The sequence below is a fragment of the Micromonospora thermarum genome (assembly GCF_012034245.1).
Taxonomy (GTDB): Bacteria; Actinomycetota; Actinomycetes; order Mycobacteriales; family Micromonosporaceae; genus Micromonospora; species Micromonospora thermarum.
On record NZ_JAATEO010000011.1, the window covers coordinates 173219 to 188251 of the forward strand.

17 protein-coding genes and 1 tRNA gene are annotated in these 15033 nt (G+C 75.0%); 5 read left to right on the forward strand and 13 right to left on the reverse strand.

The window, feature by feature from the left end:
• Nucleotides 1-99: 99 nt before the first annotated feature.
• The 6 genes from HCJ94_RS12745 to HCJ94_RS12770 all read right to left on the reverse strand — a co-directional run bounded on the left by HCJ94_RS12745 (nucleotide 100) and on the right by HCJ94_RS12770 (nucleotide 6564).
• A tRNA-Ala gene (locus HCJ94_RS12745) sits at nucleotides 100-173 on the reverse strand.
• 237 nt (nucleotides 174-410) lie between these two features.
• Nucleotides 411-1214, reverse strand: coding sequence for a divisome protein SepX/GlpR (gene sepX, locus HCJ94_RS12750; RefSeq protein ID WP_309227242.1), 804 nt, complete (start codon nucleotides 1212-1214; stop codon nucleotides 411-413).
• A gap of 178 nt (nucleotides 1215-1392) precedes the next feature.
• Complete coding sequence (locus HCJ94_RS12755; RefSeq protein WP_168001210.1) at nucleotides 1393-2040, reverse strand: GNAT family N-acetyltransferase; 648 nt, start codon at nucleotides 2038-2040, stop codon at nucleotides 1393-1395.
• Between the two features lie 43 nt (nucleotides 2041-2083).
• Nucleotides 2084-3397 carry a molybdopterin molybdotransferase MoeA gene (locus tag HCJ94_RS12760; RefSeq protein ID WP_168001211.1) on the reverse strand — a complete coding sequence of 438 codons (1314 nt, stop codon included), beginning with the start codon at nucleotides 3395-3397 and terminating at the stop codon, nucleotides 2084-2086.
• A complete protein-coding gene (locus HCJ94_RS12765) occupies nucleotides 3394-4350 on the reverse strand; it encodes a UTP--glucose-1-phosphate uridylyltransferase (RefSeq protein WP_168001212.1) in 957 nt (318 codons plus the stop codon). Before HCJ94_RS12765 ends, HCJ94_RS12760 begins: the two co-directional genes overlap by 4 nt.
• A gap of 9 nt (nucleotides 4351-4359) precedes the next feature.
• The gene (locus tag HCJ94_RS12770; protein WP_168001213.1) at nucleotides 4360-6564 is read right to left on the reverse strand and encodes a GGDEF domain-containing protein; all 2205 of its coding nucleotides are present in this window, start codon (nucleotides 6562-6564) and stop codon (nucleotides 4360-4362) included.
• Between the two features lie 112 nt (nucleotides 6565-6676).
• Here HCJ94_RS12770 and HCJ94_RS12775 point away from each other — a divergent pair, with 112 nt between their 5' ends.
• On the forward strand, nucleotides 6677-7279 hold the full coding sequence (locus HCJ94_RS12775; RefSeq protein WP_309227238.1) for a 5-formyltetrahydrofolate cyclo-ligase: 603 nt from the start codon (nucleotides 6677-6679) through the stop codon (nucleotides 7277-7279).
• A 119-nt stretch (nucleotides 7280-7398) separates the two neighbouring features.
• Complete coding sequence (locus HCJ94_RS31455; protein WP_168001215.1) at nucleotides 7399-7737, forward strand: FmdB family zinc ribbon protein; 339 nt, start codon at nucleotides 7399-7401, stop codon at nucleotides 7735-7737.
• Nucleotides 7738-7793: 56 nt separating this feature from the next.
• Here the strand turns inward: HCJ94_RS31455 and HCJ94_RS12785 are convergent, their stop codons facing one another.
• Nucleotides 7794-7970 carry a hypothetical protein gene (locus HCJ94_RS12785; RefSeq protein WP_168001216.1) on the reverse strand — a complete coding sequence of 59 codons (177 nt, stop codon included), beginning with the start codon at nucleotides 7968-7970 and terminating at the stop codon, nucleotides 7794-7796.
• Nucleotides 7971-8076: 106 nt separating this feature from the next.
• Here HCJ94_RS12785 and HCJ94_RS12790 point away from each other — a divergent pair, with 106 nt between their 5' ends.
• Nucleotides 8077-8409, forward strand: a complete 333-nt coding sequence (locus tag HCJ94_RS12790; protein ID WP_168001217.1) for a hypothetical protein — start codon at nucleotides 8077-8079, stop codon at nucleotides 8407-8409.
• Between the two features lie 52 nt (nucleotides 8410-8461).
• Here HCJ94_RS12790 and HCJ94_RS12795 read toward each other — a convergent pair whose 3' ends face one another.
• Nucleotides 8462-8944 carry a DUF2231 domain-containing protein gene (locus HCJ94_RS12795; protein ID WP_168001218.1) on the reverse strand — a complete coding sequence of 161 codons (483 nt, stop codon included), beginning with the start codon at nucleotides 8942-8944 and terminating at the stop codon, nucleotides 8462-8464.
• Nucleotides 8945-9143: 199 nt separating this feature from the next.
• Between HCJ94_RS12795 and HCJ94_RS12800 the strand changes: the two genes are divergently transcribed.
• Together HCJ94_RS12800 and HCJ94_RS12805 are read left to right on the forward strand one after the other, a co-directional pair.
• Entirely contained in the window at nucleotides 9144-9572 is a 429-nt protein-coding gene (locus tag HCJ94_RS12800) for a Fur family transcriptional regulator (protein WP_168001219.1), read from the forward strand.
• Nucleotides 9573-9616: 44 nt separating this feature from the next.
• Nucleotides 9617-10486, forward strand: coding sequence for an oxygenase MpaB family protein (locus tag HCJ94_RS12805; protein WP_168001220.1), 870 nt, complete (start codon nucleotides 9617-9619; stop codon nucleotides 10484-10486).
• Here the strand turns inward: HCJ94_RS12805 and HCJ94_RS12810 are convergent.
• From HCJ94_RS12810 to HCJ94_RS12830, 5 genes are read right to left on the reverse strand one after another with little or no spacing between them, the layout of a single operon-like run.
• Nucleotides 10483-11382 (reverse strand): RecB family exonuclease, encoded by a 900-nt coding sequence (locus HCJ94_RS12810; protein ID WP_168001221.1) that lies wholly within the window; start codon nucleotides 11380-11382, stop codon nucleotides 10483-10485. The genes HCJ94_RS12805 and HCJ94_RS12810 overlap by 4 nt on opposite strands.
• A 31-nt stretch (nucleotides 11383-11413) precedes the next feature.
• A complete protein-coding gene (locus HCJ94_RS12815; protein WP_168001222.1) occupies nucleotides 11414-12028 on the reverse strand; it encodes a MarC family protein in 615 nt (204 codons plus the stop codon).
• A gap of 40 nt (nucleotides 12029-12068) precedes the next feature.
• The gene (locus HCJ94_RS12820; RefSeq protein WP_168001223.1) at nucleotides 12069-12923 is read right to left on the reverse strand and encodes a PHP domain-containing protein; all 855 of its coding nucleotides are present in this window, start codon (nucleotides 12921-12923) and stop codon (nucleotides 12069-12071) included.
• Between the two features lie 34 nt (nucleotides 12924-12957).
• A complete protein-coding gene (locus tag HCJ94_RS12825; protein ID WP_309227239.1) occupies nucleotides 12958-14151 on the reverse strand; it encodes a hypothetical protein in 1194 nt (397 codons plus the stop codon).
• A gap of 53 nt (nucleotides 14152-14204) precedes the next feature.
• Entirely contained in the window at nucleotides 14205-14834 is a 630-nt protein-coding gene (locus tag HCJ94_RS12830) for a SigE family RNA polymerase sigma factor (protein ID WP_309227240.1), read from the reverse strand.
• Nucleotides 14835-15033 lie beyond the last annotated feature (199 nt).

Below are 15033 nucleotides of genomic sequence, written 5' to 3' on the forward strand. Positions count from 1 at the left end.
CGGCTCCATCGAGCCCCGGGTCGGCAACTGCTGCCCTTCTCTGTTGTACAAGATCAGAAAAGGCCGCCTCCCACAACGGGAAACGGCCTTTGAGCTGGGTGGAGCTGAGGGGATTTGAACCCCTGACCCCCTCGATGCGAACGAGGTGCGCTACCGGTCTGCGCCACAGCCCCTCCGCCGGCGTGCCGGCGTCGGTCCCACCCGGCATTCACCGGGCGGGCCGGCGACAAGGCTAACAGGTCACCGGCCCTCCCCGCGAATCACCCCCGGCGCGCCGGAATCCCGTCATGATCCACGCGACTTACCGGAAGTCGCGGTGTCCAGCGGAGGACTCGGACACCGCGACTTCCCGGAAGTTGCGCGCTCGCCCGGCCCCGCCCGGAGACCTGGCCGTGCCGACGCCGGCACGATCAGGCCGAGTGGGTGCCGCGGCCGGACTGGTAGGGGCGGCCGCGGAGGCCACCCGTACGCCGGTAGGAGACCGTGCCCCCACTCGCCGCCGCCGGCAGGTCGGCCGGACGGTCCAGGCCCATCGCGGTACGCCGGACGGCCTCCCGCTGGGCCGCCAACCGGCGCTGCGCCTCCCTGCGGGCCGCCGCGCGGCGGGCCTGCTCACGACGCACCTCGGCCTGGCGGGCGGCCAGCCAGGCGGCCTCGCGGGCCTGCGCGCGCCGGCGCCGCTGGTCGGTGAGCGCGTGGGAGCGCAGGTGCACGACGTACACGATGAGGAGCGTGCCGGTGACCGCGAAGCTGATCCAGAAGCCGGGGCCCACCACCAGCACGCCGACCAGCTCGACCGTGTTGAGCAGCAGCAGCGCGGCGAGCACCCGGCGGCGCCGGTAGACGGCCGGGGTGTGGTGGCGGTGGCGCGGCGGGCGACGGCGGGCGGCCCCGGCGGCGCGGCCGGCCGGCGGAGCCGTCCGCAGCCGGTCCGATCGACGGGACGGTGCGGGCGGCGCCGAGACGGGCGCGGTGAGGCGTCCCGACCCGGAATCCTCACTCAATGTGACGATGAGGGCACGCGGCGGGTTCACCGGACGGTGACCGGGGACAGTACGACGCCGCCGGCGGCGCTGGAGCACCCGCGCCGTCGACTGCGCCCGCTCCGCCGCCAGCCGCTCGGTGGCGTCGTACCGGCGGACCAGCGCCGGCGCGAGGGCGAGCAGGCCGGCGGCGGCGAGGACGGCGAGGAGCACCGACGTCGGCACCCTCACCCCTCCCGTCACCGAGTTCGGAGCAACCGCCACCCGACCGCAGGATCTTTCACCGATCAGCCTCGGGGGCGAGGATCGTACGGGCGGGCCGCGCTTGCCGCAGCTTGCAGTTACCTGAGGTTACGGGCGGTCGTGCCTGATAGTGACACGCCGCGCCGATCGTCACGGGTGCGACAGTTCACCCGGTTGCGGCGCGCAGCCGGTGCCAGCGGGCCGACAACCCGCCCTCGGCGGCGACCTCCTCGCTGGTCATCGCGTACCCGATGTGGTCACGCCACGCACCGTCGATGTGCATGTAGCGCACGTGGTACGCCTCCTCGCGGAAGCCCAGTTTCTCCACCACCCGCCGGGACGGCCGGTTCTCCGGGCGGATGTTGACCTCGACCCGGTGCAGCCCGCCGGGGCCGAACGCGTGGTCGACGGCGAGGGCCAGCGCGGTCGGGATGAGGCCGCGGCCGGCCACCCGGGAGTCCACCCAGTAGCCGACGTAGCCGGAGCAGAACGCCCGGCGCACGATGCTGCCGATGTTGAGGTGCCCGACGAGACTCTCTCGACCGCTCTCGCGCAGGCAGACCGCGAACGGCATGCCCTCGCCGAGGCGCGCGGAGCGGCGCTGGTCGCGGTGGACCCAGCGGAAGGCGGCGGGCGAGTTCAGCTCGTGCCAGCTGCCGGGCAGGGACGACTCCCAGGGTGCGAGCCAGGCCTCGTTGGCGCGGCGCACCTCGGACCAGGCCGCGGCGTCGGAGCGCCGGTACGGCCGCAGCAGCACCGGACCGTCCGCGAGTACGACCGGCCAGCCGGGCGTACGGCGTCCCAGAAGGCTCACCCGGCCGATCCTCCGCCGGAGAAGCGGCCCAGGGCAAGCAGACTCATCGACGCCGGTCCAACAGCAACACGTCCACGGTGGACCCGGCGGCGGCCGTGGTGACCCGCTCGCCGAGCACCATCAGCCCGTTCGCCTCGGCCAGGCCGGAGAGCGTCAGCGGCCCGCCGCGCAGCGGCTGGACCGTGTAGCCGCCGCCGCGCCGTTCGGCGACGTGCGCCGGGCGGAACTCGCGCAGCCCGGCCGGTGAGGAGATGGTCTCCAGCAGGTGGGCGCGGACGCTGGGCCGGAACACCGGCTCCGCCCCGGCGAGCAGGTTGATCGCGGGCCGGGCCAGCACCTCGAACCCGATCAGCGCGGCAGCCGGCTCGCCGGGCAGGCAGACCACCGGCACCTCCTCGGGGCCGACGGTGCCGAAGCCGAGCGCGGTGCCCGGGTAGAGCGCCACCTCGGTGAAGGTCACCGGCCCGGCCCGGCTGCCCTCGCGGCGGGACAGGATGCGCCGGACCATGTCGCCCGGCCCCATGCCGGTGCCGCCGGTGGTGATGATGAGGTCGGCGCGCAGCGTCTGGTCCTCCAGCAGGCCGCGCAGCCCCTCCGGGTCGTCGTCGCAGATGCCCACCCGGTACGCGAGTGCCCCCACCTCGGCAGCGGCGGCCGTCAGCGCGTGCGAGTTGACGTCGACGACCTGGCCGGGCTGGCTGCCCCGGCCCACCTCGACGAGTTCGTCGCCGGTGGCCACGATGACCACCCGGGGGCTGGGGCGGACCACCACGTGCCCGATGCCGGTGGCGGCGAGCACCGCCACCAGCGCCGGGGAGACGTACGTGCCGGCGCGGGCGAGCGGGGTGCCGGCGGGCAGTTCCTCACCGGCCTTGCGGACGCCGTACCCCCGCTTGGGGGCGCGGTGGATCTCCACCGCGGCCATGCCCTGGTCGGTCCACTCCACCGGGACCACCACGTCCGCGCCGATCGGCAGGGGCGCCCCGGCGGCGACGGAGAAGCACGCCCCGGGGGTGAGCCGGACCGGGCGCCAGCTCGCGGCGCCCAGGTCACCGACCACGTTGAGCCGGACGGCGCGCCCGCCCGGCGAACCGGCCTGGGCCGGGACGTACCCCACGCCCCGGCCGCCACCGGCGATGTCCTCCCAGCGCGCCGCGTACCCGTCCACCGCCGCCTGGTCGAAGGCGGGGAAGGAGTGCGGCGCCACGACGTCCTCGGCAAGCACGTTGCCGTACGCCTGGGTGAGGTCGAGGTCGAGCGGAGGCAGCGCGCGTAACCTGCGCAGCACACTGCCCAGGTAGTCGGCGAGCGGCGTCAACTCGTTCGCGGCCGCCTCGGCGTCGGCCGTCGCGGTCATGTACTCGGACCGCCCGACGCGTCGGAGTTGACGAACTCGGCGAGCCACTTGCGGAACTCGGCGCCCAGGTCGTCGCGCTCGACGGCGATCTGCACGACGGTCTGGAGGTAGCCCAGCGGCATGCCGGTGTCGTAGCGGGTGCCTCGGTAGACGATCGCGTGGACCGGCACCCCCTCGGTGCGCAGCAGCTCCATCGCGTCGGTGAGCTGGATCTCGCCGCCGCTGCCCGGCTCCGTACGACGGATCGCGTCGAAGATGCGCCCGGGCAGCACGTAGCGCCCGAGCACGGCGAGGTTGCTCGGGGCGTCCTCCGGCTTCGGCTTCTCCACCATGCCGGTCACCTTGACGACCTCGCCGATGTCGGTCAGCTCCGCCTCGGCCGGCTCGACGGACGCGATGCCGTACCGCGTGGTCTCGGCCGGGTCGACCTCGAAGAAGGCCAGCACGACGCCGCCGGTGCGGGCCTGAAGCTCCAGCATGGCCGGCAGCAGCGGCTCGGACTGCTTGACGAACTCGTCGCCGAGCAGCACCGCGAAGGGCTGGTCGCCGACGTGCGACTCGGCGTACCCGACGGCGTGGCCGAGGCCCAGCTGCTCCGGCTGCCGGCAGGTGTAGATGGCGGCCAGCTCCTCGGTCCGCTTGACGGCAGCCAGCAGCTCCGGCTTCTTCGCGAGCCGCTCCTCCAGGTCGGGGCGGCGGTCGAAGTGGTCCACCATCGACGTCTTGCCCCGCCCGGTGATCAGCAGGACGTCGTTGAGGCCGGCCTGGGTGGCCTCCTCGACGATGTACTGCAGCACCGGCCGGTCGACCACCGGGAGCAGCTCCTTGGGCACGGCCTTCGTGGCCGGCAGGAACCGGGTGGCGAGTCCGGCGGCCGGGATGACGGCCTTGACCGCGCGGGGACGACCGGTCGCGGCGGCCGTCGTTGAGGGGTTCGCTGAGTGCTCCGACATGTCGCGAGACTATCGGCCACGGCTCTGCCGTGGCGGGTGAGGACCGGAAGACGCGCCGCCGCCGGGGGCGGCCAGCCCCGGCTCGGGCGCGCCGTCGACGGCGGGCAGTTCGCGGTGGGCACCCGCCCGGGGCAGACCGTCGTCCGGGGTGACCGCGCCGGCCGGCACCGGGATCTCCCGGACCGGTGGGGCGGCGCGGGTCACGGCGGCGACCCGCCAGGTGTCCCGCCCGCCGGCCTTCGCCGCGTACAACGCCTCGTCGGCGGCGTCGAGCACCTGCTGCCCGGTGCTGCCGTGGTCCGGGTAGACGGCGATGCCGATGGAGACGGTCACCGGCACCAGGACCGGCGTACCCGGCCCGTCCACGGTGATCGGCGTGCCCCGGATCGCGGCGGCGAGCCGTTCCGCCACGATGGTCGCGCCCCGGGCGTCGGTCTCCGGCAGCAGCACCACGAACTCCTCGCCGCCCTGCCGGAACGCGAGGTCCACCTCGCGGATCTCGCCGCGTACCCGGCGGGCGAACTCGGCGAGCACCGTGTCCCCGGCGGTGTGCCCGTAGGTGTCGTTCACGTTCTTGAAGCGGTCCAGGTCGAGGGCGAGGACGCTGAGCATCCGGCCGAACCGGCTGGCCCGCTCCACCTCCCGGCGGATCGACTCCCGCAGGTAGCGGTAGTTCCAGAGGCCGGTGAGCGGGTCGGTCAGCGACAGCCGCTGGGCCTCCTCGTGGACCCGCACGTTGTCCACCGCCACGGCCGCGTGGCCGGCGAAGGTGCGTAGCGTGACCAGGTCGTCGTCGTCGAACTCGTCGCCGCCGAGCCGGTCGTAGAGGGCCAGCACACCGAGCGCGGTCGTGGGGGCGTCCGCCACGCCGGCCGGCCGGGCGGCGCTGTCGGGACGCACGCCGCCGGCGTCCGCCGGGGCCGCGAACGGCACCGCGATGTACGTGCGGCAACGCGGCTCCCCCGGCGGTACGGCGGACGGCTCCACCCGGCCACGACGCGGTTCCCCGGTCACCGCGACCGCACCCACCACACCGCTGCCCAGCGGCACCCGCACCGGTCCGGGCGGGTCGTCGGGGCCGGCCAGCCCCTCGGTGGCCTGGGCGACCAGCGCCCCACCGGCGTCCACCAGCAGCACCGCCCCGGCCCGGGCCCCGGTGGCCGCGATCGCGCTGTGCAGGATCACCCGCAGGATGCGGTGCAGGTCGTGGGTGCTGGCCAGGGTGTCGCCCAGCACCGCCAGGTGCCCGCGCAGCTGGTCCCGGCTGCTGGTCAGGGCGGCCACGTACGTGCCGGTCTCCCGGGTCATCCGGTTGAACGCCCCGGCCAGCCGCCCGAGTTCGTCGCGGCTGCGCACCGGCACCCGCGCGGTCAGGTCGCCCCGGGCGACCCGGTCCACCGCGCCGGCCAGCTCCACCAGCGGCCGGGTGGTCACCCGGGCCAGCCGCCACGCGGCGGCCACCGCCAGCAGGGCGGCCAGCAGCACGGCGGCGACCAGGGCCGCGTACAGGCCGGGCGGCTGGTCGCTGGGGACCGACAGCACCAGCGGCAGCGGCTGCCCGTCCGACGGGCCGACCCGGCGCACGTACCGGCCGTCGGCGGTGCCGGCGACCCGCTCGCCGTCCAGCCCGCCGGCGGCGGCGAGCACCGTGTCGCGTACCCCGGCCGACTCGGTGGTGTGGCGGAGCCGGACCGGCGTCCCGGGGCCGTCGAGCAGCGTGACCGCCACCCCGGTGACCGCCGCGAGCCGCGCCACGAACGCCGGGTCTACCGGCTGCGCGGCGGTGACCGTGCCCAGCGGCGCCCCGGCGGCGTCCCGCAGGTCCACCCGGGCGGCCAGGGCCCGCAGCGGCCCGGCGGCCGGGACGCCGGCCGAGCAGTCCCGCCAGGGGGTCGGGGGCGCGCCCGTGGTGGCGTGGACGACACCGCCCGCGACGTCGGTGACCAGCACGGCGGCGGCCAGCCCGCGACTGACCACCTGACCGGCCGCGGCGGCGCGGTCCTCGGTGAGGGCCACCGCGTCGGCGGCGGCCCGGAGCTGTTGGCAGAGGGCGTCGACCGAGGTGCGCACGGCGGCGGCGGCCACCGCGAGCCGCTCGGTGGACCGGCTGCGGTCGACCGCCGCCACGGCGGACCCCACGAAGAACGCCCCGACCAGGACCGGGCCGAGCACCACCGTCAGGAAGGCTGCGGTCAGGCGCCCGCGCAGTGTCACTCGGTCCCCCCGGAACTTCGCCGGCCGATGCTTGCGATGCTGGCACAGAGCCACCACATGACCAGCGTTGCGTCAGGAGTGTTGCGTGCCGGATTTTTCTGATGAAGCGGAAGTGACCCCTGGTGCGAAGCGGGATACGCGGGTCGCGCTGCTCGCCCGCCGCCGGGCGCTGACCCCTGCGGAGCTGGCGGACGCCGCCGGGCGCGTCCAGGCCGAGCTGGTGGCTCTGGTACGCCGGCTGCGCCCGCGCCGGATGACCGCGTACGTGCCGGTGGCCTCCGAACCGGGTGGCCCGGACCTGCCGGCGGTGCTGGACGCGGCGCTGCCGACGGGCGCCGAACTGCTGCTCCCGGTGCTGCGCGACGACCTCGACCTGGACTGGGCGCCGTGGACCGGGCCGGACGCGCTGGTGGCCGCCGGGCGGGGGATGCGGGAGCCGACCTGGCCCCGGCTCGGCGTGACCGCCGTGGCCGAGGCCGAGCTGGTGGTGGTGCCGGCGCTGGCCGTGGACCGCCGGGGCGTTCGGCTGGGCCGGGGCGGCGGCTCGTACGACCGCGCGCTCGCCCGGGTCCCGGCGACCGCGCTGACCGTGGTGCCGCTGCACGACGGAGAGCTGGTCGGCGAGCTGCCCGCCGAGCCGCACGACCGCCCGGTCCGCGCGGTGGTCACCCCGGGGGACGGCCTGCGTACGCTGGACGCCGCCCGGCCGGCGTGAGCCCGGCGCCGGCAGGTGTCGCGCCCCACACTTCCGCTGGACGAATCCGGGGCGATGACGCACCATTGGCACTCGAAGACGTCGAGTGCCAACCGGCCGGACCAGAACCGGAGGAGAACGTGCCCACGTACCAGTACGCCTGCACCGCGTGCGGCCACCAGCTCGAGGCGGTGCAGTCCTTCTCTGACGAGCCGCTGACCGAGTGCCCGGCGTGTGAGGGGCGGCTGCGGAAGCTCTTCAACTCCGTCGGCATCGTGTTCAAGGGCTCGGGCTTCTACCGCACCGACTCCCGCTCCTCCGGGTCCGGCTCCGACTCCGGCACCACCGCCAGCAAGCCCGCCGCGAGCAGCGACTCGGGCTCGTCGTCCAGCTCGTCGACGTCCGCGTCCTCGTCGTCGAACGGCTCCTCCGGCGGCTCCACCAAGGCCCCGGCCGCGAGCGGCGCCAGCTCCTCCTGACGTACCAAGAAGGGCCCCCGGTCGTTGTACCCGGGGCCCTTCGTCACGCCTGACGGTCAGTCCCAGTGCGGCGGGCGCTGCTCCAGCAGCCAATCGTCGTTGCCTCCGGAGCGCTCGCCCCAGCCGCGGTCGGTGTCGTCGGTGGTCTGATCGGGCAGCATCACCAAGTCGTCGTCGCTCAGGTCGACGAGCCGGTCGTCGTCGCCGCGCGTCCCAGGGTCCTCGGTGCTCACGAGCGGCAAGACTAGCGCAGCGAGGTGTCCGCGCCGGTGCGCCGATCCGGGGGCCACAGCGCGCGCCGGACGCCGGACGGCCGGTGCGTTGGTAGCGTCGGACGGCGTGACGACCCCCGGCAGCTCCCCGGACGACTACTGGCGGCGGCCCGGCCCGAGCGCCGACGGTCCACCCCCGGACCAGACCGGCACCGCACCGCAGCAGCCGGCACCGGCCGGCGGGTACGCCGGTCCCCCGCCGACCACGCCGCCCCCGAGCGGCTGGCGCCCGCCCCTGCACGTGCAGCCACCGCCGCCCCGGCAGCTGCCCCGGCAGGACATGGCCGAACTCGACCTCGCCGAGCAGCGGGCGCAGCGCGTCACCTGGACGGTGGGCGCCGTGGCCGGCGTGCTGCTCCTGGTGCTGATGTGCCTGCTCTGCTCGCGGCTGATCTTCTGACGCCGCGTCAAAGGGTGCCGCGTCAGGCGGTGCCGCGTCAGGCGGTGCCGCGTCAGAGGGTGTTGCCCCAGACGGCCTCGGCGCCGCTGTGCCCGGTGAGGTAGACGTAGACGAGGCTGGCACCGGCCAGCACGACCACCACCACCGACAGCGCCGGCGTCACCCAGAACGGCAGGTTCGGGACGCGCGGGTGGCCGCTGGTCACCACGAGCAGCACGACGGCGGCGATGGCGAGCGGAAGCACGTACCGGAAGGTGAGGTCGCCGTACCGGGAGTGCTCGAAGATCTGATCGACGATCGGCCCCTGGAGCCCGCGAGCCACGAACACGTCGGTCAGTTCCTCGCCGGACTGCACCGCGACCCACGCCGTGATCGGCGCCACCACCGCCAGCAGCACGATCGCCCAGTCGATGCGGGACCGGAACCGGGGCAGCGCCACGTACGCGATCGACAGCAGCGCGAGCAGGGGCACGAACACGACCACCGCGTGCACCACCAGCGCATGCGCCGGTAGACCCAGGATCTCCTTGAACATCGGCACCTCCGGCAGGGAGCGATCGCGGGAGGTCAGCCTACGGTGCGCCGGCCCGCCCGCCCAGGGACTCTCACCGGGGCTACACGCGCACCCGGTCCGGCCGGTTCACAATGTTTCCGGAAACATCCCGGCTGTGGTCGGGGCCACCCGGCTCCAGCGCTCGGTTGTCGACCCACCTCCCGCGTGCTGTCATTGGCACATGTCCACGGGTGAGGAGCTGCTCCGGTCGAAGGGCCTTCGGGTCACGCGGCCGCGCCTCGCCGTCCTCGACGTGCTCGCCGCCGGCGGCCACCTCGAGGTGGACGAGATCACCCGGCGAGTCCGGGAGCGCCTCGACTCCGTCTCCACCCAGGCGGTCTACGACGTGCTGGGCGCGCTGTCCCGGGCCGGGCTGTCCCGCCGGATCGAGCCCGCCGGCAGTCCCGCCCGTTACGAGGCGCGCGTCGGCGACAACCACCACCACGTGGTCTGCCGGGGCTGCGGCGAGATCGCCGACATCGACTGCACCGTCGGCAGCGCGCCCTGCCTCGACCCGCACACCGCCCACGGCTTCGAGGTGGACGAGGCGGAAGTGACCTTCTGGGGCCTCTGCCCCACCTGCCAGGCCCGGCGCTCCGCCGACGAGTGACCGCACCCCCGGCCGGGCGTTCCCGGTCGTGGCACTCTTGATCGGTGGACTCCGACGACGTAGGCCTCTTCGGCCCCGGTTCGGTCACCTGGAAGGTGCACGAGGAACCGGTCCTGATCGTCGCCGGCCTGCGCTCGCTCTACCTTCAGGCCCTGCATCCGAGGGCGATGACCGGGGTGGCGCAGAACAGCAACTACCGGTCGGACGCCTGGGGCCGCCTGGTCCGCACCGCCACCTATGTGGGGACCACGATCTACGGCACGACCGCCGAGGCGGAGGAGGCCGGGCGGCGGCTGCGCCGACTGCACGGGCGGATGCGCGCCACCGACCCGTTCACCGGCGAGGAGTTCCGGATCGACGACCCCGACCTGCTGCGGTGGGTGCACGTCACCGAGGTGGAGTCGTTCCTCGACACCGCACGCCGGGCGGGGGTGCGGTTGAGCGCCGACGAGATCGACGGCTACTACACCGAGCAGCGGCGGGCGGCCGCCCTGGTCGGCCTGGACCCGGAGACCGTCCCGGGAACGGCAGCCGACGTGGCGGCGTACTACCGCACGATCCGGCCCGAGCTGCGGATGACCCGCGAGGCGGCCGAGACCGCGCTGTTCCTCACCGCCCCACCGGTGCCGTGGAAGCTCAGCCTGCCGGCCCGGGTCGGGCTCACCCTCGGGCCGCCCCGCTGGGCGTACCTCGGCATCGCCGGGACGGCGCTCGCACTGCTGCCCGCCTGGGCCCGGCGGATGTACGGCGGGCTGGGCCTGCCCACCACCGCGCTCTCCGCCGACCTGACCGTACGTGCGCTGCGGCTGGCGCTGGCGGCGGTGCCCCGCCGGTGGCGGGAGGGGCCGATGCAGCAGGCCGCCAAGGAGCGGGCCGCCCGGCTCGCCGACGCCCCGCTGCCGAACAAGGCCTAGGTGCGTCCCTCGACGGCCGCCCAGGGGTCCTTGCCCGGTATCTCGGCCCCCGCCGGGCAGGTGCGCCGGTAGTCGCACCAGCCGCAGCGCGGCCCCGGCGTGGCCGGGAAGGCCTGGTCCGGGTCGCCGCCGTCGGCGACCGCACGCTCGGCGGCCATGATGTCCCGGGCGGTCTCCTCGGCGCGGCCGAGCTGCCGGGCGAGCGATTCCGTGGTGTGCTCGTGCGCGGCGACCGTACCGGTCGGCAGGTGGTGCAGCTCCACCCGGTGGCAGGGGCGGCGGAAGGTCCGCTCGGCCGCGTACGCGTAGAGCGCCAGCGCCTGCGAGCCGCGCGCGTCGTCGGCGTCCAGCCCGGCGCGGCCGGTCTTGTAGTCCACGATGACGAGTTCCGGGCCGGCCGGCCCGGGGCGGGAGTCGATGCGGTCGGCGCGGCCGTTGAACGCCAGCACCCCCGTCTTCACCGCGACCACCCGCTCCACACCGATGGGGTCGGTGTCGGGGTCGAGCGTCGCCACGTACGCCTCGAGCCAGCCCAGCGCCCGCCGGTACGCGGCCCGCTCCTGCTCGTCGTCCCGGTAGCCGTCGCGGACCCAGGTGCCCTTGAGCAGCGTGGCGAGCACCTCCGGGCGGCGGCGCTCGACGGGCAGCGCGTACCAGTTCTTCAGTGCGGTGTGGACACTGGCGCCCAGCGAGTTGTGCGCCCAGGGTGGCCCCTTCGGCGGGGCCGGCCGGTCCACGTAGGAGTAGCGGTAACGCCGCGGGCAGTCGACGTACGCCCCGAGCTTGCTGGGGGTGCAGACGAACAGCCGCTCGGGCATGCCCTCGAAGCCGAGCTGCTCGGGCTCGGCGCCCCGGGGTCGCGGCGGGGAGGTGGAAGGTCGGCCGGGTCGTCGCACACCGCGATCCTGCCACCCGACTGCGACAGGATCAGCCCATGGTCTGGTACTGGCTCACGAACGCGGCCACCGCGTCGGCGATGAGCTGCACCGCGATCGCGGCCAGCAGCAGACCGGCGATCCGGGTCAGCACCTCGATGCCGCCGGGGCGCAGGATCTTCACGATCCCGCCGGAGAAGCGCAGCACCACCCAGACCGCGAGCATCACCGCGACGATGGCGGCCGCGATGGCGCCGTAGTCGGCCGCGCCGTCGGCCTGCTGGACGAAGAGCATCGTGGCCACGATGGCGCCGGGGCCGGCGAGGAGCGGGGTGCCCAGCGGCACCAGGGCGATGTTGGAGGTGGCCTGCTGGCTGGGGTCGTCCGCCTTGCCGGTGAGCAGCTCCAGGGCGACGAGCACGAGCAGCAGGCCACCGGCGGCCTGGAGCGCGGGCAGGTCCACGTGCAGGTAGTCGAGCAGGGTCTGCCCGGCCACCGCGAAGATCACGATGACGCCGAGCGCCAGCGCCACGGCCTGCCAGGCCGCCCGGTTCCGGTCCCGGGCCGGCAGCGGCCCGGTCAGCGCCAGGAAGATGGGCATCATGCCCGGCGGGTCGACGATCACCAGCAGGGTCACGAAGGCCTCGCCGAAGAGCTTGAAATCCACCGGATCAACCTAGCCGCGCCACCCGGGGCGGAAACCCGGATCACCCGGAAGCGACCTCGGTCACCCCGGCGGCGGCGATCCGCTCGTACGCCTCGACGTCGGTGGTGAACGCACCCAGGCGGACCGTCTTGTGGGTGCCGTGGAAGTCCGACGATCCGGTCGCCAGCAGGTCCAGCTCGGCGGCGAGGGCGCGGACGTGCGCCCGCTCCGCCGGCGAGTGGTCCTCGTGGTCGGCCTCCAGCCCCACCAGCCCGGCGGCGGCGAGGTCCGCGATCAGCTCGTCGGGCACGATGCGTCCCCGCCGGGTGGCGCGCGGATGCGCGAAGACCGGGACACCCCCGGCCGCGAGGACCAGCCGGACCGCGTGGAAGACCTCGATGTCCTCCTTCGGCAGCCGGTACCGCTCGCCCAACCAGTCCGGGCCGAACGCCTCGGTCGTGGTCGCGACCAGCCCGGCCCGGATGAGCGCCTGGGCGATGTGCGGCCGGCCGACCGTCCCGCCGCCCGCCCCGGCGAGGATCTCCGACCAGCTCACCTCGATGCCGTCGGCCTGGAGCAGGCGGACGATCCGCTCACCGCGCTCCTCCCGCGCGAGACGCACCCGGGCCAGCTCCGCGACCAGGTCCGGGTGGTCCGGGTCGAAGAGGTACGCGAGCAGGTGCAGCGGCACGGCCGGCTCCTCGCCGTACCACCGGCAGGACAACTCGGCGCCGCGCACCAGGCGCAGTCCGGACGGCAACGCGCGGACGGCGGGTTCCCAACCCGCGGTGGTGTCGTGGTCGGTGATCGCGAGCACGTCGAGGCCGGCCTCCGCCGCCGCCCGGACCAGCTCGGCCGGGGTGAGGGTACCGTCGCTGGCGGTGGAGTGGGCGTGCAGGTCGATCCGCGGGCTCATCGCCTGAAGCTACCGGGCGAGCGGATCGGCCTGCTCAGAAGCCGGTGCCGGCGACCGGCAGCGGGCGGACGTCGGCGGGTACGCCGGCCAGCGGCTCACTCGGCACGGCCTGCCCCGCCAGGACCTGCTCGGGGTCGACCCGGGCGAGACGGCTGCCGTCGACCACGTGGACGGCCGCGTCCGGGGTCCAGGCGGCGGGCCCGGTCAGGGCCGGCCCGGCCGGACGGGCCACCGGCGCGCCTCCCATCCGGTCCAGGTCCACCAGGAGGGCACCGCTCTCGCCGTTCACCAGCAACCAGCGCCCGTCTGGTGACACCGCGCCCCGACCGTCGTCGGCGAGCACGGGACCGCAGCCGGTCCGCACCACGGTCAGCGCCTTCGCCGGGTCGAGCAACGCGAGGCACGGCCGGCGCGGCGTACCGGCGAGGACCTGGCCGACGACCAGCCCGTCCGGGCGTACGCCGTAGACGTGGCGCGTACCCGCGCCGCCCTCCGTCGCCGTCCTGCCCGTCACCGGGTCCCACAGGCCGTGACCACCGCGCTTCGCGTGCAGCCGCAGCAGAACCTCGTCGCCGACGAAGCCGACCGGCGCCGCCCCGGCCGGCAGGGGGTGCCGGGCCACGGTCATGACCTGGTTGTTGACGATGCTTCCCTTGATCAGCTCGCCGCCCTCCCGCCAGGCGACCAGGCGCCCGTCGCGGGACAGCGCGATCTCGGCCGCACCGGCGAGCAGCACCTGCGCGACACCGTTCGGCCGCACGACCCACAGCGAGCGGCCGGCCGGCGACGGGGTACCGACGAGCAGCCAACCGGCGGCGTCGGGCGACCGCTGGGCACGCTCGACGGCTCCCACGCCGGTCAGCCTCACCTGCCGCTCGGTGGTGGTGAGAAGCACGTCGCCGACGATCAGGTCGACCGCCGCTGGCTCGGCCGGCGCGGGGAACGGGAGCGCCGGGGTCAGGGCGGGCCGTCCGGAGTCCTCGGGGTCGCCGAGGACGACGACGGCGGGACCGGGGACGGAGGTGTCGCGGACGAGCTGCATGATCCCCGTGCTGACGGTCACCGTGGTGACCGCGGCCAGGGCCAGGCCGACGGCCGTACGGCGGCGCTGCGCCCGCTGGCCCCGCCGGATGGCGACGTCGGCGTGGTCGGCGGCGAGCAGGCGCGGCTCGGCGACCTGCCGGGTGAGGGTCTCCCGCACCGCCTGCTCCAGCTCGTCCCGCGTCACGCCTGTTGGACGCGCCGGAGGCGCGGTCAGGTTGTCACGAGGACGGGCGGCGTTCACCGGTCCTCCGTGGGCGGCGCGCCGGCCTGCGACGCCCGCACGCCGGTGCGCGGCGCCTCGGCGGGCGTCGCCGCAGCGGGGGTACGGGACGACCGCTGCCGCAGCGTCGACGGCTCGGCGGGGAGGTCGGCGGCGGCGACCCCCATCCGCCGCCGCAGCGTGGTCAGGGCACGGGAGGTCTGGCTCTTCACCGTGCCGGGCGAGATGTCGAGCAGGGCGGCGGTCTGGGCCTCGGACATGTCCTCGTAGAACCGCAGCACCAGCACCGCGCGCTGGCGGGCCGGGAGTTCGTTCAGGTGCCGCCACAGCAGGTCCCGGTCGAGCTGCTGTTCGATCTCGTCGACCCCGGCGCGCTCGGGCAGCACCTCGGTCGGCCGTTCACCGTGCCAGCGCCGCCGCCACCAGCTGGTCGACGTGTTGATCATGACCCGCCGGGCGTACGGCTCGACGGCCTCGATGCCACCCAGCCGCTTCCAGGCCAGGTACGTCTTGGTCAGCGCGGTCTGGAGCAGGTCCTCGGCGGTGGCCCAGTCACCGGCGAGCAGGTACGCGGTCCGCAGCAGCGCGCCCGAGCGGGCCGCGACGAACTCGCGGAACTCCTCCTCCCGAGGGTCCCTGCTCGCCACCATCCACCTCCGTACCCCGTCCTGCCTGGCAGGCTCCCACGGAAAATGGTGTGCCGTTCATCCGATGTTCGGACCAAAACTTTCAGAGGCGGTCGGGAAAACCCGCCGCAGCCGCCGGGGGGGTGCCCCCCGCCGCTCAGGGTGTGTTTTTTACACCCCGGTGGGTGTGGTCTCCGGTGGGGGGAGCACGCTCTTCGGG